Here is a 24,676-nt window from a genome sequence, read left to right on the forward strand (position 1 = left end):
GTAGAGAGCTTTGGTTATAAAGCACTGCTCGGGAGGTGCATCTCTTTAACTTTCTCTAAAAATGCATAATGCGCAAACATCGGTTTACGTTCTAGGTAGCGACGCAACAAGTCTAGTGCTGCCGTGCTGATCACTTTAACTTGATCACTGCGCTGATACTTTTTCGAGAGTTTATATAACGCTCCCCACTCGCCTGACGGTGTCGATAAAGCGACGGAAAAAACGCCCTCTTCAATATGGCCAGTAACGAGTGATAAATCCGTCCCACACTTCTCTCGCGTAGCGCCAGCCAGAGCAAACGTCTCTGCTAATGGATCTCCGCTGTTGGCCATCGCTTGAGTCAGGCTCGGTAGTATCCAACCATGCCCTAGTTGCTTTTCAGCGTTTTCATCGCCGTTTAGCCAGTACGTTAAGTATCCTCCGCTACTTTTTTCGGAGGTCGACACCGTTAGTCCTTTATCGACCAACAACTGGCCGACATTTTCAACCATAGGTAAGTCAATACTAACGGTATTACTCTCAAGGTGTTTATTAATTATCTGTACTAGTTTCAAACGCTGTTCAATCTGATCTGAAGGACCAAAAAGTTTCACTTCAATAAAAGGCAAGTAAGAGCGATACCCTAGCTCATAGCCTTGAGGAAGTTTTAGCTGATCTAGCTTATCTGAAATACCGGATTCAGATAGACCAAACGTGTAGATTCGACTACAACATGAGCCTTGAACATCTGGAAACACTCTTCTCAGATCGGGAAGAATTTGCGTCTCTGCCATGAGCTTAAATTCACTTGGTACCCCCGGTGTGAAATAAAAAATGGCATCATTAATCAGCACTTTGAAACCGCAAGCAGTGCCTATCGGGTTGTCCAATATCTCTGCTGTTTCTGGCAGCATCGCTTGCTTTAAATTACTGTCCGGCATAGGGATGCCACGTCGAGCATACAAACTTTCTAGATGCTGCAACCACTCTTTGAATAGCACCAGTTTACAATCGGCGGCTCTCGCGGCGGCGGCAGCACTCATGTCATCCGTTGTAGGGCCTAAACCACCATTAACAATAACCACATCGTTGTTAAAACTGAGCATTAAAAACTCTTCAACCAAACTCGATAGGCTATCGCCAACCGTTGAGCGCTTTGTTAAGCCAAATCCATGTTGATAAAACAGGCTAGACAACCATGCCGCATTAGTATCAACAATATCACCGTGGAGGACTTCCTCACCAGTACTAAGCATTGCTATTTTCACAACTGACTCCTGAACGTAAGCACAATCCTATTTTCGTTATAGCGCTTATTTTTCTTTTTATTTGGACAAATCTCGCCGAGGTTTGTTGGGACTAAATAAGGGTCAAGTGTTTAAATGATTGATGTTTTGAGGGATAATTACGAGCCCGAACATACACCATTAACTCGGAGACCTTTGTGTCAAAATCATCCATGTTCAAGACGACTCTAACAGGCCTTTGCTTGGCTTCGTCAGCGCTTGCGCACGCAAGTCACTATGACCTAAGCCGTCATACAGAGTTTTCTTACACACCTGATTGCTTGTCAGGTTACTGCGAAACGACGACTCTGTACACCTTCGAGGCTCAAAATCGCGGTGTTATGTATGAACAGAATAATGATGATTCGCTAAACCTTGACGCAGGGCTTCAGCCTAAACATCTCATCATCCCTCAAGATAAAGACTGGGATTACCTGATGGGTCAAACCTACACCATTCTAGGTCTCAGTATCGCGACCGTAGGCATGATGACTTTTCTTCCAGAAAGTATCACCAAATGGGACGAAGAAGACCGAGACATGAGTAAGTTGGGGCAAAAGTGGAAAGATAATGTCTCTGACGGCCCCGTTTGGGATCGCGATGAACATGTCCTCAACTACATCATGCACCCATATTTTGGCGGCGTTTACTACACGGCAGCACGTCACGCTGGCTATAATGAATTTCAGTCGTTTTTGTACTCCGCAACTATGTCGACGTTCTTTTGGGAGTATGGCGTGGAGGCGTTCGCAGAAGTACCATCTTGGCAGGATATTTTTATCACACCATTCTTTGGTGCTGTTGTTGGTGAAATGATGTTAACGGCTGAGCAAGACATTATTGCAAACGGCGGCGAAGTTATGGGCTCTGAAACCGCAGGTGATGTTTCGCTCTTCTTCTTAAACCCTGTTGGACATGTTCATTATTGGGTAACTGATGCATGGGGCGGTAGTGCAGAACTACAATTCAATTCATCACCTTGGTTTGGAAACCAAGATGTTGCAAAATTCGCCATGGACGCAGGCGCAAACTATGACAGTCAATTTTATGGTGTCGAGTTAAAAGTAACCTTCTAATCCTAAGTTGATACTCGGTAAAAAGCAGCCTTACGATGGCTGCTTTTTTTGTGCTCTGAACATTGTTTTAATTATTTGCATCACGAATTAGTGTTAAAAATTGACTTTCATCAAACATTACCTGCCCTTAGCACCTACACTAAATAAAAGGATTTATTCCAATAACTTAAGTAGCACGTTTATTCGTACTGCGTCCAAACCTTGATTCCAGGAGGGGACATTATGAACACCGTATTTATTGTTAATTTTGTCGGACAAGCGTCACCCGCCACGATTAAAGAGCTCGCTGCAATCACACACGAAAACGGCGGGAAATGGCTGATCAGCAAAGTAAACTTTATCGAAGACCAAGTTGCAGGTGTCATCAAAGTAGAGCTTCCAAGAGAAAATGTCGACATCGTTAAACAAGCGTTCTCTTCTTGTCAGACTCTTGTTGTTAGGTTCGTCGACTCTGAGCCTCACTCATATCGTGAAGACACTATCTTCCAACTTCGTTTAGATGCCAACGATAGAGCGGGTATTGTGAATGAAATTACTCACGTTCTCGATAATCAAGGTATCTCAATTTTAGATATGGATTGTCAGCGTGTATTCATTGCTGGAGGCGGAGGGGTAAGCTCTAGCTTATTCAGCGCTAAAATGGCGATAAAACTACCTAGCGAGCTAGAAATTGAAGACATAGCCAATGAGTTAGAATCTCTGAGTGAAGACACTCGTGTAATTGTAGAAAGCTAACTGCATACCTTTAACGCTTCCCCAATAAAAAGAGCAGCAATTCAGCTGCTCTTTGTCGTTCTAATACTCAATACGTTTTATTTCACTGACCACTGAGACAGTGAACGTTTGAAATCAGAGTAGTCAAATTCATTCAGTTTTTGAATGTCACCATTCGAGCGTTCACAGTAGACCGACGGCATACGTAGACCGTTAAACCAGTTCAGTTTCACCATGGTGTAACCGGCACTATCTAGAATATGCAGACGCTGTCCTATCTCTAGAGGCTGTTCGAAGTTCGCCACGCAGAACTGGTCACCAGCCAAACAAGAGCACGAGCCGATCACATACTCATGTTCACCATTTTCAGATGCTTCAAGAATTGACGCTGGCTCATTGTAGATCAACGTATCTAAGCGGTGAGCTTCTGTGGCTGAATCGACAATCGCCGTCTTCTTTACGTTCTCTACAATATCAACCACTGTTACAACGAGATCAGTTGTCTTAGTAATTATCGCTTCACCCGGCTCTAAATACATTTGTACGCCGTGTTTCTCTGAGAACGCTTTAAGTGCTAACCCTAACTTCTCGATATCGTACCCCGGCCATGTGAAGAACACGCCGCCGCCCATGCTTACCCAGTCCAGCTTATCTAGGTACTCGCCAAACTGATCTGAAATAGCATCGAGTAAGCCGATAAACGCATCCACGTCTTTGTTCTCACAGTTCATGTGGAACATTACGCCATCAATACCATCAAAAATTTCCGGTTTGATGTGATCAGCCTGAACACCAAGACGAGAGAATTGACGCGCTGGGTTTGCTAAGTCTTGCCCTGCATAGCTCACACCTGGGTTTAGGCGCAAGCCAATCGATGCTTTGCCTTCGACAATATGACGATAAGCCGCTAGCTGTGACTGAGAGTTAAAGATCATCTTGTCACAGATGTCCGCCACATCGCGAACGTCATCTTCGCTGTAACCCACACTGTATGCGTGTGTCTCACCACCGAACGTTTCGTAGCCAAGCTTCACTTCAAACGGGCCAGAACTTGTTGTTCCGTCTAGGTAAGGCTTGATGATGTCGAATACACCCCATGTTGAGAAGCACTTCAGTGCTAATACAAGCTTCACACCAGAGATGTCTTTTAGCTGTTTTGCTTTCTCTAGGTTCTCAATCAGCTTGTCTTCATTGATCATGAAGTATGGCGTTTTTAGTTCGTTTTGTTGCATTTTGATACCTTACGTCCCTTCGCCTTAGCAAAGGCACTATAAAATCGAACAAAGCCGACGCAAGTGCATCGGCTTAAACGTACAAATAAGAGTCGCTAAATTCTTACTTCAATTTATGGATAACAGGTTGTCCTGGCTCCAGTTCTTGAACATGCCAATCTAGACCAATAGATGGCATGGTTTCTAGGAATGGGTCTGGATCTAGTTGTTCCATGTTGAACACGCCTTTGTCTGCCCACTTGCCACGGAAGAACTGCAAAGCCGCAGTGATCGCTGGTACGCCAGTGGTGTATGAGATAGCTTGGTGTTCAACATCTTCGTATGCGACTTCGTGATCAGCGTTGTTGTAAATAAATACACTGCGCTCTTTACCATCTTTCTTACCTTGAACCCAAGTACCGATACACGTTAGGCCAGTGTAGCCTGGTGCGAGTGATGTTGGATCTGGTAGTAGTGCTTTTAGCACGTGCAAAGGTTGAACAACCGTACCGTCGTGAAGCGTTAGTGGATCTGGGCTGAGTAGACCGATGTCGCGCATCACATTGAAGTAGTTTAGGTAACGGTCACCAAAGCCCATCCAGAATTCGATGCGTTTCGCCGGGATGAACTCTTGCATAGATCGAACTTCGTCGTGCGCCATTGAGTACACTTTGTGTGAACCACAATTCGGGAATTCAAACTCAAGCATACGTGAGTGACAAGGTACTTGTTTCCACTCGCCGTTTTCCCAGTAGAACGAATCGCCTTGAATCTCAAGCATGTTCGTTTCTGGATCAAAGTTAGTTGCGAACTTCTTACCGTGGTCGCCTGCGTTTACATCCATTACGTCGATAGTATCGATTTCATCGAACAGATGCTTCACTGCGTATGCGGCAAACACCGATACTACGCCCGGATCGAAACCAGCACCAAGAATACCTGTAATGCCGGCTTCTTCAAACTTCTCACGGTAACCCCACTGCCAATCGTAAGCTTGAGGTACTTGTTGGCCTTCAGAGCACAAATCAACCGCAACAGATGTATCAAGGTATGACACTTTAGCTTGGTAACATGCTTCCATAATAGACATGTTCACCCAAGGAGGACCTGCGTTGATCACTAAGTCAGGTTGTACTTCTTTAATTAAAGCAACTAAAGAATCTACGTCGTCCGCGTTTACCGCTCGCGCTTCTAATTTCTTAGTTGAATCTTTCAGATTGTTTTTCTTCTGAATCGATTCGATGATTTTCTCACACTTACCTATGGTACGTGATGCGATTGTGATATCACCCAGAACGTCGTTGTTTTGTGCTGCTTTATGTGCAACTACCCAGCCAACGCCGCCTGCACCAATCTGTAGAATTGCCATAGTTTTCCGTTACCTTTGTTAAACTAGCTCTGCCGCTAGCGTATTGATTTTTGAGAGCAAAGATTCAAAGTCCGCCGTCGTCAGACACGGGTTCAAAATCGTAAATTTCAATGCAGTTTTATCGTCGACAATGGTTTCACCCAATACCGCGATACCGCGTGTTAACGCTTCTAAGCGCAACGTTTTGTTCAGTTCATCCAGATCCGCTGATTCATGTGTCGCGCGGAACAGAACCGTAGATAGTGATGGTTCAGCCAACAACTCAAAGTGTTTGTTATCTCGAATCATGTCCGCCACTTCAAGCGTCTGTTCAAGCAAATGATCATACATATCGCCTAGGGCTTTTGGCCCTACGCTTTGCATCGTCATAAACACTTTGAGCGCATCAAAGCGCTTAGTTGTCGCAATAGACTTATCCACCAAGTTCGGTAGTTCGTCGTGTTCGCGGTTCAAATAGTCTGCATGGTGAAGCAGGAATTTAAAGTTAGACTTGTCATTTACCAATAGCGCACCACAACTGATGGTTTGGTAAAACAGCTTATGGAAGTCTACGCTGATGGAATGTGCACGCTCACAACCTTTCAGACGCGCTTTTTGGCTACTTAGAATCAGAGCTCCACCGTATGCACCGTCGACATGCATCCACATGTCATGTTTCGCTGCCATATCGGCGATAAAGTCTAAGTCATCAATAGCACCGTGGTCCGTTGTGCCCGCTGTGCCAACAATGGCAAATGGGATCAAACCTTCTGCTTTGGCCTGATTGAGAACTTCGTCTAATTTAGTGACATCCATCGTTCCATCGGCATTAGCATCGACAGTCATGACCGCTTTTTCACCCAACCCCATCCAAGACGCTGATTTTTGAACCGTGAAGTGGGATTTTTTCGAACATACAATACGTAGCTTGTCTGCGTATTCAGGAAGGCCAAGCTTTTGAATTGAGTGTGCACTGAGTTTGTCAGCAATCCAGTCACGCGCTAACATCAAGCCCATTTGGTTACTTTGCGTGCCGCCGCTCGTGAAGATACCGTCCGCTTTTTCACCTAACTCATATTTATCACATAGCCAGTTCACAACTTTCTGTTCAACATAAGTCGCTGATGAAGCTTGATCCCATGAGTCCATAGACTGGTTCAAAGCCGCAATCATTGCCTCTGCCGCAATCGCTGGCATCAAAGGTGGAGTATGCAGGTGAGCAATACAATCTGGATGTTGAGTAAAAATTGCGTTTTTCGCGACCAGCTCAGCAGCATCGTCGATAACGGTTTTAAGAGGCGCATTTCCATTATCAAGATCAACGTCGTGAATCGCTGCTTCCAATGCTTTTGAATCCATACCTGAATACGGTGCAGTCACTTGTTCAAACACTGACTTCATTGCCGTAGTAGTGTGATTCATCACCGAAGCAAATTCATTGCTGCCCATCTCTCCAGTGTGGATGAAATGCTTCTTCCATTCATCTTGTGGCTGAGTTTCGATGTGACTACCGCCAGCGGCTAAAATCGCGTCTTCAAATACACGTAAAGCAAAGTCGATTTGCTCAAACGAGATGATAAGAGGAGGAAGGAAACGAATTACTGCGCCTTCGCGTCCACCTTTCTCAACGATCAAGCCACGCTCGAGTGCTGCGCGTTGAATAGAAAGTGTGAGTTCACTATCCGCTTGAGGTTCACCAAATTTATTGAGCTCACCGTTTGGAGTTTTAATCTCCACGCCTAGCATCAAACCTTTGCCACGAACCTCTGCGATACAGTTCACACGCTTTTGAATACTTTCAAGGCCGTAGCGCAAGTACTGACCCGCAATATTGGCATGCTCAACAAGATTATCACGCTGGATAATTTCTAATGCTTTCGCACCAGAGACCATGGCTAGCTGGTTACCACGAAATGTACCTGTGTGCTCACCCGGCTTCCATGTATCATGTTGCTTGTTGATAACCAATAGCGACATTGGTAAACCACCACCAATTGCTTTTGATAAACACAGAATATCTGGAACAATGCCCGACTCTTCGAACGCGAAATTGTAGCCAGTTTTACCAACACCACACTGGATCTCATCGAAGATCAGTAAGATACCGTGTTCATCACAAATACGACGTAACTCTCGTAGCCAGAATGCTGGCGCAGGAACAACACCACCCTCACCTTGCACTGGCTCCACGATAATCGCGGCAGGCTTCATAATGCCTGACTCATCATCGTTTAAAAGACGATCGATATAACGAATACTTGCTTTCGCACCTTCATCACCGCCAAGCCCAAAAGGACAACGCAGGTTGTATGGGAAAGGCATAAAGTGCACATCCGACATCAAACCAGTTCGACGAGCTTTCGTGCCTAAGTTACCCATCATCCCCATCGTACCATTAGTCATACCATGGTATGCGCCACGGAAGGCAAACATAGTGTTGCGACCGGTAGTCTGTTTCGCGAGCTTGATAGCAGCTTCAACCGCATCAGCTCCAGACGGGCCACAAAATTGGATAACGCTGTTCTCGCTTAACTCTTGAGGAAGAAAAGACTTAACAGATTGAATAAACGTCGTTTTTACTGATGTTGCAATATCTAGCGTCTGATATGGCAGTCCTGAATCTAATTGCTCTTTCAGAGCTTGGTTTATTTCAGGATGGTTATACCCCAAAGCTAGAGTGCCTGCCCCAGCAAGGCAGTCTAGAAAGATCTGTCCACGCGTATCTTCAACCAAGCACCCAAAGGCTTGTTTAATTGCGATCGGCAAACGACGTGGATAAGAACGTACTTCAGATTCATGCTCAGCCTGATCAATCAATACTTGATCTGGCGTTAAGTCATACGTTCCCTCAACGATAGGAACCTGAGACGAAAAAATGTTTGCGATATTGCTATCGACTTCAAAGGCAGTGCTCATACTACATAATCCCTTGAATTATAATAATTCTGTATCCTGTATTAATAATCATTAGAATGAAATTACAGGAGGTGTGAATACCCCTCCGCATTTGTCAGTGCATAAATGACAAATACAGATCATCCGCCACGATACTCGCGACTTTATATGTAAAAGGGATTAATCAAGGTTCTGTAATGCACCCGTTTTGTAAAACAGGACATTTCGGCAGTATGAAGCTGATTAGTGTGTGTTTATTCAAAGGTTTCAATGTTGGGTTTCCCATTAATATGCCGCGTTTACAGCATTAGTATCCCGTCTATCGACAAAAGGCTTTGCCGATACCTACCCTACGCAGTGTCACAATCAGCTTGAATGGTCACTACGCGTATCCCCCAGAGATCAAACGTTGTTAATTACGCTCCGAGATTGCGCGCGAATTTATCACAAAATAAAATCTTCTGGCAACGATTTTTCATATTAGTAACAGTGATGTAAATCACAACAAAACATACCCCATTGCAACTCACATGTTCATATTCATGAGCTATGCTTTTCTGCTTCTCTCAAACAGCTGTTATTTAAACAAATATTCTTGAGATATCATCACCTCATCCAACAGAGGTTTAAGGTTGTGCTGCTTAATCGTAAAACATTCCTTTCTATATCCGGAACATTTAAAAAGATAGCATTCTCGTCACAGCTTTGCCTGGAGCAAGAGTGGTTATTCTCCACAAGTGATGGTTTAAACATAGACTAGTAGGAATGGCTAAGATGCATTGCAATGGCAGAATGAACAATCACTTGAGTCAATGAGACAAAGGGTTCGTTACTTAACGAAGTCTGTGACAGAAAAGAAGTTTGAGATTTTCAAAAAATACGAAAAAGGCCTAACATTTTCATGTTAGGCCTTAAATCTGGAGCGACACACGAGGTTCGAACTCGTGACCTCAACCTTGGCAAGGTTGCGCTCTACCAACTGAGCTAGTGTCGCATTTAATATGAGATGGTGCCCCGGGCCGGACTTGAACCGGCACAACGCGAACGTCGAGGGATTTTAAATCCCTTGTGTCTACCAATTCCACCACCAGGGCACACAAATATTCTTTGTGATGCCTTTACAGAAAAGTAAAACACCATCTGATACCGCTAAATGCCATATCAATAAAATTTGGAGCGACACACGAGGTTCGAACTCGTGACCTCAACCTTGGCAAGGTTGCGCTCTACCAACTGAGCTAGTGTCGCATTTATTCTCGAAAGCCATTCACTCTCAAAAGAATAATGGAGGCGCCTCCCGGAGTCGAACCGAGGTCCACGGATTTGCAATCCGCTGCATAGCCACTCTGCCAAGGCGCCTCATTTGTGAATAAAGCTAAGCTTTTTCACCACCCTTTCGAGCCGTGCTCTCTTGGGTACGGGATGCATTCTACGGATTCGAGCGATCGAGTCAACACTATTTTTATTTTTTTAAATCGTTTGACTAGAATTTGTGCGAAAGACGATGGATTGCTTAGTTTTAATACTAAAAATCGCTTAAATACACTTGTTTATCATAAAACTTTGGCTACGCCTTACACTGCTGGCCGTGCGTTGCGTGCATTGAAGTATTAATAATCAGAAGACTCGCCTCTCTAAGACTCTCCAAGGACAAAAACAAGACTTAGATCACAAATAGAACTCTATCGAAGCAAAAGCCCCAGATACAAATTGCAAACATGGCCGTTAGCAAGCATTGAAAAGCGAGAGAAGCCAAAAAATGCTGTAGATTGTCTTAGTACAAAAAAGCAGGCTATTAAGCCTGCTTTCTAACATCAGAATTTAATGGTGCTCTTCATTCAACAGATCGTCTTTCGCAGCAGCCAAATATTGAATCATTGACCAATATGTCAAGAAAGTTGCCACATACAAGGCCGCAAAGCCTAGCCAAACCATCCATTCATCGTAACGCCATATCAACACCCATAAGGCGAACATTTGCGAAACAGTTTTTACTTTGCCAACCCAAGATACCGCAACACTCGCTCGCTTACCGATTTCAGCCATCCATTCTCGCAATGCTGAGATAATGATTTCTCGCGCAATCATCGTTACCGCAGGAATGGTCACCCAAATTGAATGATAATGTTCCGTGATTAGAATCAATGCCGTTGCCACTAGCACTTTATCAGCGACAGGATCAATAAACGCGCCAAAACGAGAAGTTTGGCCAAGTTTACGGGCCAACATGCCGTCAAGCCAGTCGGTAAAACCCGCTACCCAAAACACCATTGCTGCTGCAAACGGTGCCCATGAATAAGGTAGATAAAAGACAACCACAAAAACAGGGATTAGGAACAGTCTAAGAAGAGACAGAATGTTCGGGATATTCAAACGCATTTTATTATTCTCTTACACATTGCGGCTTAATGTTGCGCGATTTTCCTTATTGTTTCAATGCTTGGAAAATAATTTCTGCTAAAGAGTGACTTATTCCCGGTACTTTGGCGATTTCTTCGACACTTGCACGTTTAAGTTCTTGTAACCCACCCATGTACTTGAGTAACGCCTGACGTCGTTTAGGGCCGATTCCCTCAATCCCTTCGAGTGCACTCGTACGTCTGGTTTTACCTCGCTTAGCACGGTGCCCCGCTATAGCATGGTTATGGCTTTCATCACGAATATGTTGGATAAGGTGCAGCGCAGGAGCATCGCTTGGTAAATGAAACTCCTCCCCATCGACTGTAATCAGCGTTTCTAAACCTGGTTTGCGAGTAACGCCTTTTGCAATACCAATCATGATGGGACGCTTTGGCCAATCCCCCCAATATTGCGAAATGATGTCATGCGCACGATTTAACTGACCTTTACCGCCATCGATAAAGATGATGTCGGGAATTTTCTCTACGTCCAATTGCTTCGAATAACGGCGCTCCAACGCTTGTCCCATTGCTGCGTAATCATCACCACCGGTAATCCCAGTAATGTTGTAGCGACGATACTCTTGCTTTACGGGGCCTTCGTTGTTGAACACCACGCATGACGCAATCGTGCTTTCCCCCATCGTATGGGAGATATCAAAACATTCCATTCGAGCTATAGACTCCAACTTCAATGTTTCGCGAAGCGCATGAAAACGCTGATTAATCGTCATCTTGTGATTGATTTTGGTGGTAATCGCCGTTAGTGCATTCGTGTTCGAAAGCTTGAGATACCTTGCTCGAGAGCCAGTTGGCGACGTATGAAAATGAACCTTACGGCCTGCCACTTCACTTAACGCTTTCTGTATTGGCGCAATATCTTCTGCCAACTCTTGATTCAAAATAATACGAGAAGGAATTGTACGTGCTTCGTTATGGCTCAAATAATATTGAGTCAGAAAACTATCGAACACTTCCTGCTGGCTTGTATTTTGTGGGATTTTCGGAAAATGGCTACGGCTACCAAGCACTTTGCCTTGGCGTATCATCAGGATATGGATACACGCGATACCATTCTCCTGAGCAAACCCGAGTACATCCATATCATCCATGCTGTCTTCTGAGACGTACTGCTGCTCTTGAACACGCCTAATCGCTTGGATTTGATCGCGAAATTTAGCGGCATCTTCAAAGCTCAATTGCTGACTGGCAACTTCCATTTTCTCGATCAGTTGTTTGAGTACTTGCTGATCTTTGCCTTGCAAAAACATGCGCACAAAGCCAACCAACTCTGCATATTCTTCATCAGAAATGATGGTATTAACGCATGGTCCTGCACAACGACCAATTTGGTACATCAAACATGGGCGCGTTCGGTTGGAATAGACAGTGTCTTCACACTGGCGCACAGGAAATATCTTTTGCAGCAAATGCAATGTTTCTCTTACTGCACCAGAATCTGGGTAGGGGCCAAAATATTCACCTTTGCGCTTCTTGGCGCCACGGTGGATAGAAAGCCGTGGGTGCTTATGACCGCTAATAAAGATATAAGGGTAAGACTTATCATCTCGCAGCAACACATTGTATTTCGGCAAATACTGCTTGATGTAGTTATGCTCTAAGATCAGCGCCTCTGTCTCAGTGTGAGTCACCGTGACGTCTATTTTGGCGATATTACTGACAAGCGCGCGAGTTTTCTCACTGTCTACTTTTTTTCGAAAGTAGCTTGAAAGGCGCTTTTTAAGGTCTTTGGCTTTACCTACGTAGATTACAACAGCTTCGGCGTTGTACATTCTGTAAACGCCGGGCTGATGAGTTACTGTTTTGAGAAAGGAAGCCGAATCGAAGGGAGGATTCACGCTAAAGGGTCTCGGTGTCCAGCATTCCGTGGCGAATCGCTAAGTGAGTTAACTCAACGTCACCATTAATGTCCAATTTACTAAAGAGTCGGTAGCGATAGCTGTTGACTGTCTTTGGACTTAAATTAAGTTGCTCAGAAATATCCGTTACCTTTTGGCCTTTGGTGATCATAAGCATGATCTGCAATTCACGCTCGGATAAGTCTTTAAAAGGGTTCTCAGAGGCTGGAGAAAATTGACTCAATGCCATCTGCTGCGCAATCTCTGGCGAGATGTAACGCTGCCCACTATTAACTACACGAATCGCATTCACCATTTCGTCAGGGCCAGCACCTTTGGTTAAATAACCAGACGCACCTGCCTGCATCACCTTGGTTGGAAACGGGTTTTCTGTATGAACGGTAAGTACGATGATTTTCACATCAGGATTCACGCGAAGAATTTTTTTAGTGGCTTCCAAGCCGCCAATTCCTGGCATGTTCATGTCCATTAAAACGACGTCAGCATGATTACTGCGACACCATTTTACTGCATCTTCACCGCTGTCAGCTTCTCCTGCTACGTTCATTCCACGGACGTCTTCAATAATACGTCGTATCCCTGTGCGAACCAGCTCGTGATCATCTACAAGGAAAACATTTATCAAACTTGTATCTCCACACTTTGTATTGGTTCTGCACCCACATAACCATTATTTGTTAAATGTGGATATCAGTATGACTGCCTATATACTAACGTAATCGACAAAAAATTGCTTTCTATGAATATGTGCTGAAACGCAAACTTTAGCAAGAACTTATTCATAAACCACTCTATTATTTTAGAGCGTGATGAGCAGAACCGAAATCTAAGAAAAGACAATTAACAACATTAAGTACAATAAATCAAGTAACTAGGTTTCATATTGCCCAGAGAAACACGCTATAACTTAAAATGACACTGTCCCTCTTGCACCAAAGACTAACTTGTAATCACTAATTCCAGCAAAAATTTGAGACGCTTTCTTTACTGGTTATTTTTACAGTTCTTAGTGTTAAACTAACGTTCTTCAAGTTTTCTAAGGTTTCTCACATTTGAATATTCAACAAGGCTTCCTGCTAACTCGACAGGCACGAGACATCAAAGGTCAAACTCAAATCGAGCTGTGGCTTTCGACAGAAGCAGGTCCTACTCAGTTACTTATTAATGGTGAGAAGCCAGTATTTTTCATCGCTCAGAAACACTCAGAACAAGCAAAGACACTCGCACGAGAAAAAAACATATTCGTCGACATCCGCCTTTTGGATCTCAAAACGTTTGAACATACGCCTCTTGCTGCCTGCTATACCAATGTAACCAGAGACGCTCTCGCACTCAAAGACACATTCGCTCAAAAAGATATCACTACGTATGAAAGTGATATTCGCCTCGCCGATCGCTACCTAATGGAGCGTTTTATCAAAGGCAGTATCGAGTTTACAGGCAATGTGACTCGCACCAATGGCTACCAACGCGTCCAGAACGCAAAATGCCGTACGGGGCAATATGAGCCGAAGTTAAACGTTGTCTCGTTAGATCTAGAATGCTCTGAGAAAGGCATTCTTTACTCCATCGGATTAGACAGCGTCATGGATTCCCGCGTTATCATGATCGGAGAACCAGAACCTTCGGATACACCGATACAATGGGTCCAGGATGAAAAGGCGCTTCTAGAAGCACTCATCGATTGGTTTAAACAATTCGACCCCGATGTCATTGTCGGTTGGAACGTCATTGATTTTGACTTTCGCCTGCTACACAAACGAGTAGAATGGCACAACATGAAGCTAATGCTTGGCAGAGCAGACCAAGCCAGCTTTTTCAGAAGTTCATCTCAAAGCCAACAAGGGTTTATTTCCATTCCCGGGCGAGTTGTAATGGACGGTATCGATACGTTAAAAACGGCGACCTATCACTTTCGGTCTTGGTCATTAGAGTCTGTATCTCAAGAACTCTTGGGGGAAGGGAAAGAAATCCACAACGTTCATGACCGTATGGATGAAATCAATCGTATGTACCGCTCCGACAAACCATCGCTGGCTAAATATAACTTACAAGACTGCGTGTTGGTGAACAAGATTTTCAATCACACTCACCTGCTCGACTTTGCAATTGAACGCTCTCGCCTCACTGGTGTAGAACTGGATCGTGTCGGTGGCTCGGTAGCGGCATTCACTAACTTATACATGCCGCAAATACACCGCGCAGGCTATGTTGCCCCGAACCTACACCCAGAAAATTGGATTGCGAGCCCCGGCGGTTACGTGATGGACTCCATCCCTAACCTATATGATTCTGTTTTAGTATTGGATTTTAAGAGTCTATATCCATCGATTATTCGCTCTTTCTTGATTGATCCTATGGGTTTAGTTGAGGGGTTATTGCTCGATATTGGAAAAGAAGAAAATCAGGCTGTACCTGGCTTTCGCGGTGGGCAGTTCCATCGTACGAAACACTTTTTACCAGAAATGATTGAAAAGCTTTGGGCAGCACGTGATGTTGCAAAGAAGAACAATGAAAAAGCTTTTTCTCAGGCAATCAAAATCATCATGAACTCCTTTTATGGCGTACTGGGCTCATCGGGATGTCGTTTCTTTGATACTCGGTTAGCTTCTAGTATTACCATGCGCGGACATGAAATCATGAAGCAAACTAAGGTGCTGATTGAAGAGCAAGGATATCAAGTGATTTACGGCGATACGGATTCCACATTCGTGTCGTTGAATCGACCATACAGTCAAGTAGAAGCTGACGCTGTTGGAAATCAATTAGTTGATTACATCAACTCTTGGTGGCAAGAACACCTGCGTTCTGAGTACAACCTAACATCTATGTTGGAAATCGAGTATGAAACCCATTATCGCAGATTCCTTATGCCAACGATTCGTGGCGCAGAAACTGGCTCGAAAAAGCGCTATGCGGGTTTAATCGGTGAAGGAGAGCAAGAACGGATTGTATTTAAAGGGTTAGAAAGTGCCCGTACTGACTGGACCTCGTTAGCACAGAAATTTCAAAATACACTCTATAGCATGATTTTCCATGGTGAAGATCCAAGCGACTATGTCCGAGAGATGGTTGAGAAAACTAACAACGGTGAATTTGATGAACAGTTGGTGTATCAAAAGCGACTGCGCAGAAAACTGCATGAGTATCAGAAGAACGTCCCGCCACAAGTGCGTGCAGCTCGTTTAGCGGATGAGATAAATGCCAAGCTTGGCCGCCCATTACAGTATCAAAACAAAGGGCGAATTGAATACATTATTACCGTGAGCGGTCCTGAACCTTATGAGTACCTCAATAGCCCTATTGATTATCAACATTACATTGATAAACAACTCAAACCCGTTGCGGATGCGATTCTCCCTTTCATTGGGACGGACTTTGACAGGCTTTCAGCGCCACAAATGGGGTTGTTTTAGCCGATACGAAACTCTGTTTTCTGGTACTGTTTGACTAACCAATCACCAAACGCATCAATTAGCCCGATAACAGAACGCTTGGGAATCCCCCGGCCAGAAAGTAAAATTTCTAGCCGCTCGATCTCAAGCTGCTTTTCAGGATGATAAGTTAAGAATACCTTGCCACATTGTATAGGGTCATCAAACCAACGTTTATCTCGATACATCACCAAAGAGTATGACGCTCTTAGTAACTTTTTAGCAATCACTCGCTGGGCGGCCACCTGCTCTTCTATCGTCTTCGCTTGTACGATTTTTTTGCGATACACCGTAATCCAATCTTCCACATCCATATTCCAGTGCTTAGCAATTTCCCAACTTGGGACGTAATCACCAAAACAGTCTGCTAGATCATCACCATAAACACAGACACAGCAATGCTTAAGCATAAAACCCCAAGTGAAAATACTGTCTAAATTAGCTACTTCGCTCACTAAGGCTGTACGGACCGATACACCATTCACGTGAGGGTAACTCTGCTGCGCACGCCACTTAATTGTGTTGAGCAAAGTCGCGCGATTGTGCTCAAAGGATGATTGAGTAACGACAACCAGGTCTAAGTTCGACCTCCCAACGATCGCTGTTTTACGAGCAACACTACCGTATACATAAACGCTGTGTAAGTTTTGCCCCAGTCCACCTTTGAGACAAGCGATGACTTCCCTAATTAAAGGCGCAAACTCTGGTTGAAATGGTTGTTTAGGATCGATAACAGGCAGAGACATGACTTAAAACGTGTTCTCAGATGGTTCAAGAAGTTGGACTATATGTTCTCTTAGCCGACTCACTGAATCAAGTCCATTCAGGTGTTTAGTCATGGGAGTAACAACAAATTTCTGCAATGAATTTTAATGCTAGGCGGCTAACTTAGCGCTATAATCACCGAGTTTTGCTTAATAAGTATGAATAGGAATATACAATGCCAAAGGCAAGTGAAATCAAAAAAGGCTTCGCAATCGAGTCTAATGGTAAAACTCTTCTAGTTAAAGACATCGAAGTAACGACTCCAGGCGGTCGTGGCGGCGCTAAAATCTACAAAATGCGTTGTACAGATCTAAACACGGGCGCACGTGTAGATGAGCGTTACAAGTCTGATGACGTTGTTGAAACGGTAGAAATGAACAAACGTGCAGTTGTGTACTCATACGCTGACGGCGATGAGCACATCTTCATGGATAACGAAGACTACTCACAATACACATTCAAGCACAATGAAGTTGAAGACGACATGCTGTTCATCAACGAAGATACACAAGGTATCCACATTATCCTTGTTAACGGTGCTGCAGTGGGTATTGAACTACCATCTTCTGTTGAGCTAGTGATTGAAGAAACTGACCCTTCAATCAAAGGTGCTTCTGCATCTGCTCGCACTAAGCCAGCACGCTTCGCTTCAGGTCTTGTCATCCAGGTTCCTGAGTACATTGCAACTGGTGACCGTGTTATCATTAACACAGCTGAACGTAAATACATGAGCCGAGCATAAGCATGTCTGATTTGATTTCTTACGACGACGTCATCGACGCAGCGTACGACATTTTCCTTGAGATGGCTCCAGATAACCTAGAGCCTGCTGACGTGATTCTGTTTACTGCGCAATTTGAAGATCGTGGTGCCGCAGAACTTGTTGAAACCGGTGATGACTGGGTTGAACATGTTGGCTTCGAGATCGATAAAGAAGTATATGCAGAGGTTCGTATCGGCCTAGTAAATGAGGAAAATGACGTTCTTGATGACGTATTTGCTCGTATGCTAATCAGCCGAGACCCTGAACATAAGTTCTGCCATATGCTTTGGAAACGCGATTAACGTTTCTTCATCATGAACAAAGATACCAGCCTAGTGCTGGTATTTTTTTATCTGCTGTTTTTGTTTAGCTGAGATATTTGTTTATCCAAAACACCCTGCTCTATATCGGCTTTAGATCCTTTTGTTATGTAACAGATAAGAAAAAGGCTTGCCGAATTGGCAAGCCTTTCTGATGTTTTGCTATCGATTAACGATGCTTGTTGCGTGCGCCTTGGTCACCAGCAGTCTTCTTCGGCTTACGACGAGAAGGGTTGTTGCTGCGACCTTTTGGTGTGTTAACACGCTCTTCATGGCGCTTAACTGCGCGACGAATTTTTTGGCTGCGTGCACGCTCACGTTTGCGTGACGTGTTGTCTTTGTTCAGATCAAGCATGGTTTCTTTCTCTGGACGAAGCTCTACAAGCTCACGCAAGTAGTTTACTTCTTTCAGGTCAAGCTCCATCCAACCGCCACGAGGCAGTTTCTTGTCTAAGAAGATGTCGCCGTAACGAACACGTTTCAGACGGCTAACGGTACACTCTTGCGATTCCCATAGTCGACGAACTTCGCGGTTACGACCTTCGTTGATAACAACGTAAAACGTGTGGTTCATGCCTTCACCACCCGCGTAAACAACATCTTCAAAGCGAGCTAAACCGTCTTCCAGTTCAACACCTTTTACTAGATTACGAACTTTCTGTTCAGTTACTTCACCGAACACACGTACTAGGTATTCACGTTCAACTTGGCGGCTTGGGTGCATTAAGCGGTTCGCCAGTTCACCATCCGTTGTGAAAAGTAGAAGACCAGAAGTGTTCGCATCCAGACGACCAACTGAAATCCAACGAGAGCCACGAATTTTTGGCAGACGATCAAAAACAGTACGACGACCTTCTGGATCGTGACGAGTACACAGTTCACCCTCAGGTTTGTAGTACGCAAGTACACGACAAATCACTTCTTCTTGAATCTTTGCAGAGACAATGTGACCATCGATACGAACTACGCTGCTCTCGTCTTCAAGTCTTTCACCAAGCTTAGCGACTACACCGTTCACGCTAACGCGACCAGATTTAATTAACGATTCAATCTCACGACGAGAACCGTGACCAGCACGTGCTAATACTTTTTGTAACTTTTCGCTCATTTATCTACCTATGTGTCGTCTTCACAGACGTCTAGACCAGGATTGGTCTGTATTTTGCTATTTACCCATTTCAGTGGGATTTTTCGGTCGGACATTATACGTAACTTTCTTAGTTAATGTAAGCTAAATCGGCGCCATTCTCCACACCAAAATTCACTTCAAAAATGACCGAAATATTTGTCCTATTCTGCAACTTTTTTACTACTTAAAGCAGGCATTGCTCAACGAGAATCCCACTAATATCGGTCTTCCTGAACCACTTTAACCACGCGGTACCTGATAAAATTGTCAGGGTTACAACAATAACCACTTGGGGTGTGTTTACTGTTCGTATTGCTAGAAAGCAACGAAAAATAAGCCGTCCCTGTTTGCTGCTAAGTAATACCAATCACCGCAGACAATGAGCGCTCATAGCAAAGCAAGGTCGTGGGTAACAAGACAAAAATTGTCTTTAAGTCATTAGTTCACATCAAAAATAACACTAATGCTATCGTGTACTCTGACTCTCTAGGTTCGCTCTGCACTCTCGGCGATTGGCATAAATCAGACAAAAAGGAATAGAACAATGTCTATGCTAAATCTCGACCTAAATTGGATTTTTGGGACATCTCAAGATGACGATATGACAGGCACAAAAGGCTCTGAAACAACCGATATTTTCTTCGGCTTCTGTGGTGATGATAAGTTTGTAGGATACGGAGGTAATGATATTGTCTTCGGTGGCTGGGGAGATGATACCTTGCTTGGTGGCCGAGGTAACGACTTTGTTTCTGGCGGCTTTGGAAACGATTTCCTATCCGGCGGATTAGGAAACGACAAACTCTTTGGTGGCTGCGGCGACGACACAATTTTTGATTATTCAGGCAACAACTACTTGAGTGGTGGCTGGGGTAACGACACGCTCGTTGTTGGTGATGGTGAATCAGTACTGAGCGGTGGCTGTGGAGACGACACCTTCGTGCTTACAAACCGCCTGGCTATTGGTGTACCTGATCAGCCAGTGTCTTCCAACGATATTGATGTTAAAGCCGACATTGTCGATTTTAATATTTTCCATGACAAACTTGTCTTTGATATGGGCCGAGACACTGATAACGATGGCATTCGAGATACGTTCTTGGATTCAGCGGATGATCTGACTTTATCTTACAATGAATGTGGCTGGGCAGTATTCTCAAGTGATGAATACAATGTTGAAGTGACACTAAACGGTGTGAGCTCTGCATACATCAACTATGCAGAACAAAATGGTATCGACATTTTCGATTTCGCTTAACCTCAATCAGTTAAGTTCAATGAGATATTCGATATGATAACAAAAATAGGAGGCGCGATGCCTCCTATTTTGTTTGACGGTGGTGTGCGTCTACTATTCGAATGGTGCAGGGTCACCAGATCCCAAACGAACCACAACAGGTTCACCTTCGCTAAAGTCAATTACAGTCGTAGGTTGTTCACCTAGGTAACCGCCATTAAGAATCACATCAACCGCATGTTCTAGTTTATCGCGAATATCCTCTGGATCAGATTCTGTTACGTCACTGCCAGGTAGAATCAACGACGTAGACATCATCGGCTCACCTAATGCTTCCAACAAGTCCAAGGCAATTTGATTGTCTGGAACACGGATACCGATGGTCTTACGTTTTGCATTCATCAAACGACGCGGCACCTCTTTTGTGCCTTTGAAGATGAAGGTGTAAGGACCTGGTGTGTTATTTTTCAGCAGTCGGAATGCAGAGTTATCCACTCGCGCATAGAGAGAAAGCTCCGACAAATCACGACACAGTAAAGTAAAGTTATGCTTATCATCCAGACGACGAATCTGACAGATTCGTTCCAGTGCCTGTTTGTTCTCCAACTGACAGCCAAGTGCGTACCCTGAATCAGTAGGGTAAACCACAACGCCGCCGTTACGAATGATTGCTACTGCTTGATTAATCAAGCGAGCCTGTGGGTTTTCTGGGTGAACGTAAAAAAACTGGCTCATTGTAATTCCTCATTATCGAGCCTCTCGGCTCTATATTTTTATGGGTTCTCGACTTCGTATTACTGAGTATTATTCAACGAAGGATCTATTCCCCAATCTTTCCAAACTGGTTCGACGCCAGCAGGCAACCATAGGTTCCTTCCTAGCTCCATCCACGGTGATGGGTAGTGAAAATCACTGCCTTGAGAGGCTAATAGTTTGTATTGTATAGCATAATCAGCCAAGTTGCGCCTTTCTTGTTGCGCTTGCTGTGGCTGTGCAACTTCCATCGCATCACCACCCGCTTCGACAAACGCTGCTAGAAGACGCTTAATCCACTTCGCTGTCAACTTATATCTACCAGGATGCGCTAATACCGCCATTCCACCAGCCGCATGGATAGCATCAACCGCATCCTTCATCGAACACCAATTCGGTGGTACATAACCTGGGTTATTACGCGTTAGGTATTTTTTAAACACCATTTGCATGGTTTTTGCGTAACCATTATCTACCAACCATTTCGCGAAATGCGCTCTTGTCACTGGAGCATCACCGGCGATTTGCCTTACCTCTTCAAGCACACCTACTCGAGTTGCTTTTTGTAGTCGCTCTGCAATTAACTCAGATCGTGTTATGCGATGCTGCTTCTGCTGTTCTATGAGGGCAGATAATTGTTCATTTTCCGGATCGATATTCAGGCCGACAATATGAATGTCTTTGTTTTGCCAGACGGTCGATATCTCAATGCCATTGATGATTTTTATCGGCAAATTATTATCTTGAACGTATTGCTTAGCTAACGCCAAACCGTCAACCGTATCGTGATCAGTGATCGCCAAAACCTCGATATCAAAACTCAGCGCCCTTTCCACTAAATCTTTAGGCTCTAACCGACCGTCCGATGCAGTGGTGTGACTATGTAAATCAATTCTCATATTTTTATCGTTTTAATGCCGTTTTGGGGTTGACTTTTTACTCCCGCACTAGTTAACTAGTACACAAATACAAAGTACGTAATTTAAGGTTCACCATGTTACAAGAATTTAACCAAAACCAAAAAGCGAAAGTTGCGGTTTGTATTAATAAGGCAAACTCATCAGATCTTGCTTGGTGGCGCACTTGGACTAGTTCTTGGTGGGCAAACGTATACTTCTAGTTTATAGAACCAAACGTTGTAAAGCCCGCTACTTAAGCGGGCTTTTTTGTTTTGTTGCTCATTTCACATTCAACTGCCTAAACATTAATCGAATATAGCCAACTCTAGATTGGGAGAACGTTTGCTTTATGCGACTATGTACGGCAGGAAGATTTAAACAGCTACAAGGAGGTCTTGTGAACAAGGCCATTGAAATTAAGAAACTTGGACAGCTTGAAGTGCTAACGGCTTCCGTCCCTTATACTCAAGACCCGACTCGCTTGTTCCACACACTATGTGAGAACAAAACTGACAGCCTATTGCTGGAATCTGCTGAGATCGATTCAAAGCAAAATTTAAAATCCCTGCTGATCGTAGATTCAGCGGTTCGCATTGTTTGCTTCGGCCATACCGTTAGCATGCACGCCTTGACTAATAACGGTAAAAACCTACTGTCTCACCTAAACCAGAACATCCGTGGTGACGTTGAGAGCAAGTTCGATGGCGAAACGCTAACTTTGGAGTTTAACCAGCCATGCGACACGTTAGATGAAGACTCTCGCCTACGTGAAGCCTCTTCTTTCGATGCGCTGCGTTTGGTTCAGCATAGTTTTGATATTTCACAGCAAGACAAACACGCGATTTTCCTTGGTGGTCTGTTTGCCTACGACTTAGTCGCAAACTTCGAGCCGCTTGGTAATGCCGAAGCAACAAATCAGTGTCCAGATTACGTTTTCTACGTCGCGGAAACACTACTTGTTGTCGACCATCAAACGGAATCTTGCCAGCTTCAAGCGACGTTGTTTGTTGATGGTTCAGAGAAAACAGCGTTAGAGACTCGTATTGCAGAAATTAGCGCCCAGTGTGCAGCGCCAAAACTGTTGCCGAGTGCAGAGCAAATAACAGATGTAACGGTAGAACCTAGCGTGTCTGATGCAGACTTCTGCCAAACCGTTCGCGACTTAAAAGAGTTCGTAGTGAAAGGCGATGTATTCCAAGTTGTACCGTCTCGTAGATTCACTCTACCTTGTCCTTCTCCACTGGCTGCTTATAAAGAACTGAAACAAAGTAACCCAAGCCCTTACATGTTCTACATGCAAGATGAGCTGTTCACTCTGTTTGGCGCATCACCAGAAAGCGCGCTTAAGTATGAAACCGATACCAACCAAATTGAAATCTACCCAATCGCAGGCACTCGTCGCCGCGGTAAGCGCCCTAACGGCGAGATTGATTTCGACCTAGACAGCCGCATCGAACTTGAACTGCGCACCGACATGAAAGAAAACGCAGAACACATGATGTTGGTTGACTTGGCACGTAACGACGTCGCTCGTATTGCTCAAGCTGGCACTCGCCACGTAGCAGACCTTCTAAAAGTCGACCGTTACAGCCACGTAATGCACTTGGTATCTCGTGTGGTTGGCCAACTGCGTGAAGACCTAGATGCACTGCACGCATACCAAGCTTGTATGAACATGGGTACGCTCACTGGCGCACCAAAGATTCGTGCAATGCAGTTGATTCGCGATGTAGAAGGCGCACGACGCGGTAGCTACGGCGGTGCTGTGGGTTACCTTACTGGCGAAGGTACATTAGATACTTGTATCGTGATCCGCTCAGCGTACGTTGAGAACGGCATTGCTCAAGTTCAAGCTGGTGCGGGCGTGGTGTTCGACTCTGATCCACAAGCGGAAGCAGACGAAACGCGCGGCAAAGCACAAGCGGTAATCTCTGCTATCCAAGCAGCTCATAAGTCACAATAAGGAATAGGGTTCAGAGATGGCTAATATCATTTTTATCGACAACTTTGACTCGTTCACCTACAACCTTGTGGATCAATTCCGCTCGCTAGGTCACTCAGTCAAGATTTACCGAAACAACATTCCAGCAGAAACCATTGAACAAGCGATAAACGAGCTTGAAAACCCGGTGGTTCTGCTATCGCCAGGTCCTGGCGCACCGTCAGAGGCAGGCTCAATGCCGGAGCTTATCCAACGCATGAAGGGCAAAGTGCCGATGATCGGAATTTGTCTTGGTCACCAAGCGATTGTTGAAGCATACGGCGGCACCGTTGCTGGCGCGGGCGAAATCATTCACGGTAAGGTCTCTATGATGGAGCACCAAAACCATGCGATTTACCAAAACCTACCATCACCACTTTCAATTGCACGTTACCACTCGCTGGTTGCGACCAAGGTTCCTGAGAGCCTAACCATCACAGCAGAAGTGGATGACTTGGTAATGTCTGTTGTACATGAAGAAGATAAAGTTTGCGGGTTCCAATTCCACCCGGAATCTATTATGACGACCTACGGAGCAACACTGTTGGCCAATGCCATTGAATGGGCACTTGAAGAACAAACTTCAGCGAACCCACTCACTGCTTAAAAA

At 44.5% G+C, this 24,676-nt stretch carries 20 protein-coding genes, 4 tRNA genes and 1 other annotated feature; of the genes, 9 read left to right on the plus strand and 15 right to left on the minus strand.

Going from position 1 to position 24,676, the window contains the following annotated elements; genetic code table 11:
* Positions 1-14: 14 nt before the first annotated feature.
* On the minus strand, positions 15-1,247 hold the full coding sequence (locus R7F07_RS00310) for a CinA family nicotinamide mononucleotide deamidase-related protein (protein ID WP_171343057.1): 1,233 nt from the start codon (positions 1,245-1,247) through the stop codon (positions 15-17).
* Between the two features lie 191 nt (positions 1,248-1,438).
* Here R7F07_RS00310 and R7F07_RS00315 point away from each other — a divergent pair, with 191 nt between their 5' ends.
* On the plus strand, positions 1,439-2,341 hold the full coding sequence (locus R7F07_RS00315; RefSeq protein ID WP_025767274.1) for a DUF3943 domain-containing protein: 903 nt from the start codon (positions 1,439-1,441) through the stop codon (positions 2,339-2,341).
* A gap of 222 nt (positions 2,342-2,563) precedes the next feature.
* A complete protein-coding gene (locus tag R7F07_RS00320) occupies positions 2,564-3,076 on the plus strand; it encodes a glycine cleavage system protein R (protein WP_017636131.1) in 513 nt (170 codons plus the stop codon).
* A 77-nt stretch (positions 3,077-3,153) separates the two neighbouring features.
* On the opposite strand, the gene nspC is transcribed toward R7F07_RS00320, so the two are convergent.
* The 10 genes from nspC to uvrY form a co-directional block, all read right to left on the minus strand.
* Positions 3,154-4,287, minus strand: a complete 1,134-nt coding sequence (gene nspC, locus R7F07_RS00325) for a carboxynorspermidine decarboxylase (RefSeq protein WP_025767273.1) — start codon at positions 4,285-4,287, stop codon at positions 3,154-3,156.
* A gap of 103 nt (positions 4,288-4,390) precedes the next feature.
* Entirely contained in the window at positions 4,391-5,635 is a 1,245-nt protein-coding gene (locus R7F07_RS00330; RefSeq protein WP_171343056.1) for a carboxynorspermidine synthase, read from the minus strand.
* Between the two features lie 18 nt (positions 5,636-5,653).
* Positions 5,654-8,530 carry a pyridoxal phosphate-dependent class III aminotransferase gene (locus R7F07_RS00335; protein WP_025767272.1) on the minus strand — a complete coding sequence of 959 codons (2,877 nt, stop codon included), beginning with the start codon at positions 8,528-8,530 and terminating at the stop codon, positions 5,654-5,656.
* A gap of 897 nt (positions 8,531-9,427) precedes the next feature.
* Positions 9,428-9,503, minus strand: a tRNA-Gly gene (locus R7F07_RS00340).
* A gap of 13 nt (positions 9,504-9,516) precedes the next feature.
* Positions 9,517-9,603 (minus strand) — tRNA-Leu (locus R7F07_RS00345).
* 78 nt (positions 9,604-9,681) lie between these two features.
* Positions 9,682-9,757, minus strand: a tRNA-Gly gene (locus tag R7F07_RS00350).
* Between the two features lie 37 nt (positions 9,758-9,794).
* Positions 9,795-9,868: transfer RNA gene (locus R7F07_RS00355), tRNA-Cys, on the minus strand.
* A gap of 462 nt (positions 9,869-10,330) precedes the next feature.
* A complete protein-coding gene (gene pgsA, locus R7F07_RS00360; protein ID WP_005394805.1) occupies positions 10,331-10,888 on the minus strand; it encodes a CDP-diacylglycerol--glycerol-3-phosphate 3-phosphatidyltransferase in 558 nt (185 codons plus the stop codon).
* Between the two features lie 46 nt (positions 10,889-10,934).
* Positions 10,935-12,767 (minus strand): excinuclease ABC subunit UvrC, encoded by a 1,833-nt coding sequence (gene uvrC, locus R7F07_RS00365; RefSeq protein ID WP_171343055.1) that lies wholly within the window; start codon positions 12,765-12,767, stop codon positions 10,935-10,937.
* Position 12,768: 1 nt separating this feature from the next.
* Positions 12,769-13,413, minus strand: coding sequence for a UvrY/SirA/GacA family response regulator transcription factor (gene uvrY, locus R7F07_RS00370; RefSeq protein ID WP_005386783.1), 645 nt, complete (start codon positions 13,411-13,413; stop codon positions 12,769-12,771).
* Between the two features lie 427 nt (positions 13,414-13,840).
* On the opposite strand from uvrY, the gene R7F07_RS00375 reads away from it, so the two are divergent.
* Entirely contained in the window at positions 13,841-16,204 is a 2,364-nt protein-coding gene (locus tag R7F07_RS00375; RefSeq protein ID WP_171343054.1) for a DNA polymerase II, read from the plus strand.
* Here R7F07_RS00375 and R7F07_RS00380 read toward each other — a convergent pair.
* The gene (locus tag R7F07_RS00380) at positions 16,201-16,968 is read right to left on the minus strand and encodes a nucleotidyltransferase (protein WP_053306582.1); all 768 of its coding nucleotides are present in this window, start codon (positions 16,966-16,968) and stop codon (positions 16,201-16,203) included. The genes R7F07_RS00375 and R7F07_RS00380 overlap by 4 nt on opposite strands.
* A 194-nt stretch (positions 16,969-17,162) precedes the next feature.
* Between R7F07_RS00380 and yeiP the strand changes: the two genes are divergently transcribed.
* Positions 17,163-17,729: an elongation factor P-like protein YeiP gene (yeiP, locus tag R7F07_RS00385; RefSeq protein WP_005376801.1), complete on the plus strand. Its 567-nt coding sequence runs from the start codon at positions 17,163-17,165 to the stop codon at positions 17,727-17,729.
* 2 nt (positions 17,730-17,731) lie between these two features.
* Positions 17,732-18,052: an HI1450 family dsDNA-mimic protein gene (locus tag R7F07_RS00390; RefSeq protein ID WP_005376800.1), complete on the plus strand. Its 321-nt coding sequence runs from the start codon at positions 17,732-17,734 to the stop codon at positions 18,050-18,052.
* Between the two features lie 187 nt (positions 18,053-18,239).
* On the opposite strand, the gene rluB is transcribed toward R7F07_RS00390, so the two are convergent.
* Positions 18,240-19,178 (minus strand): 23S rRNA pseudouridine(2605) synthase RluB, encoded by a 939-nt coding sequence (gene rluB, locus R7F07_RS00395; RefSeq protein ID WP_005376798.1) that lies wholly within the window; start codon positions 19,176-19,178, stop codon positions 18,240-18,242.
* Positions 19,179-19,743: 565 nt separating this feature from the next.
* Between rluB and R7F07_RS00400 the strand changes: the two genes are divergently transcribed.
* On the plus strand, positions 19,744-20,454 hold the full coding sequence (locus tag R7F07_RS00400; RefSeq protein ID WP_005376796.1) for a calcium-binding protein: 711 nt from the start codon (positions 19,744-19,746) through the stop codon (positions 20,452-20,454).
* Positions 20,455-20,547: 93 nt separating this feature from the next.
* On the opposite strand, the gene R7F07_RS00405 is transcribed toward R7F07_RS00400, so the two are convergent.
* Positions 20,548-21,168: an L-threonylcarbamoyladenylate synthase gene (locus R7F07_RS00405; protein WP_005376791.1), complete on the minus strand. Its 621-nt coding sequence runs from the start codon at positions 21,166-21,168 to the stop codon at positions 20,548-20,550.
* A gap of 59 nt (positions 21,169-21,227) precedes the next feature.
* Complete coding sequence (gene rnm / locus R7F07_RS00410; protein WP_005386777.1) at positions 21,228-22,085, minus strand: RNase RNM; 858 nt, start codon at positions 22,083-22,085, stop codon at positions 21,228-21,230.
* A gap of 95 nt (positions 22,086-22,180) precedes the next feature.
* On the opposite strand from rnm, the gene R7F07_RS00415 reads away from it, so the two are divergent.
* From R7F07_RS00415 to R7F07_RS00425, 3 genes are all read left to right on the plus strand, one after another.
* Entirely contained in the window at positions 22,181-22,306 is a 126-nt protein-coding gene (locus R7F07_RS00415) for a Trp operon leader peptide (RefSeq protein WP_171343053.1), read from the plus strand.
* Positions 22,253-22,356: a sequence feature (Trp leader region), on the plus strand. Its footprint overlaps the gene before it by 54 nt.
* Positions 22,357-22,482: 126 nt before the next feature.
* A complete protein-coding gene (locus R7F07_RS00420; RefSeq protein WP_025767265.1) occupies positions 22,483-24,048 on the plus strand; it encodes an anthranilate synthase component 1 in 1,566 nt (521 codons plus the stop codon).
* A 16-nt stretch (positions 24,049-24,064) separates the two neighbouring features.
* Positions 24,065-24,673: an aminodeoxychorismate/anthranilate synthase component II gene (locus tag R7F07_RS00425; RefSeq protein WP_132936805.1), complete on the plus strand. Its 609-nt coding sequence runs from the start codon at positions 24,065-24,067 to the stop codon at positions 24,671-24,673.
* Positions 24,674-24,676: the final 3 nt, after the last annotated feature.

This window comes from Vibrio sp. YT-16 (assembly GCF_033337405.1).
Lineage (GTDB): Bacteria > Pseudomonadota > Gammaproteobacteria > Enterobacterales > Vibrionaceae > Vibrio > Vibrio alginolyticus.

Bases quoted from the DNA above. Each gene is read 5' to 3' on its own strand.
- rnm (WP_005386777.1), bottom strand. From the start codon at position 22,085: ATGAGAATTGATTTACATAGTCACACCACTGCATCGGACGGTCGGTTA.
- rluB (WP_005376798.1), bottom strand. From the start codon at position 19,178: ATGAGCGAAAAGTTACAAAAAGTATTAGCACGTGCTGGTCACGGTTCT.
- R7F07_RS00330 (WP_171343056.1), bottom strand. From the start codon at position 5,635: ATGGCAATTCTACAGATTGGTGCAGGCGGCGTTGGCTGGGTAGTTGCA.
- pgsA (WP_005394805.1), bottom strand. From the start codon at position 10,888: ATGCGTTTGAATATCCCGAACATTCTGTCTCTTCTTAGACTGTTCCTA.
- nspC (WP_025767273.1), bottom strand. From the start codon at position 4,287: ATGCAACAAAACGAACTAAAAACGCCATACTTCATGATCAATGAAGAC.
- R7F07_RS00390 (WP_005376800.1), top strand. From the start codon at position 17,732: ATGTCTGATTTGATTTCTTACGACGACGTCATCGACGCAGCGTACGAC.
- R7F07_RS00415 (WP_171343053.1), top strand. From the start codon at position 22,181: ATGTTACAAGAATTTAACCAAAACCAAAAAGCGAAAGTTGCGGTTTGT.
- yeiP (WP_005376801.1), top strand. From the start codon at position 17,163: ATGCCAAAGGCAAGTGAAATCAAAAAAGGCTTCGCAATCGAGTCTAAT.
- R7F07_RS00405 (WP_005376791.1), bottom strand. From the start codon at position 21,168: ATGAGCCAGTTTTTTTACGTTCACCCAGAAAACCCACAGGCTCGCTTG.
- R7F07_RS00320 (WP_017636131.1), top strand. From the start codon at position 2,564: ATGAACACCGTATTTATTGTTAATTTTGTCGGACAAGCGTCACCCGCC.
- R7F07_RS00335 (WP_025767272.1), bottom strand. From the start codon at position 8,530: ATGAGCACTGCCTTTGAAGTCGATAGCAATATCGCAAACATTTTTTCG.
- R7F07_RS00400 (WP_005376796.1), top strand. From the start codon at position 19,744: ATGTCTATGCTAAATCTCGACCTAAATTGGATTTTTGGGACATCTCAA.
- R7F07_RS00315 (WP_025767274.1), top strand. From the start codon at position 1,439: ATGTTCAAGACGACTCTAACAGGCCTTTGCTTGGCTTCGTCAGCGCTT.
- R7F07_RS00380 (WP_053306582.1), bottom strand. From the start codon at position 16,968: ATGTCTCTGCCTGTTATCGATCCTAAACAACCATTTCAACCAGAGTTT.
- R7F07_RS00425 (WP_132936805.1), top strand. From the start codon at position 24,065: ATGGCTAATATCATTTTTATCGACAACTTTGACTCGTTCACCTACAAC.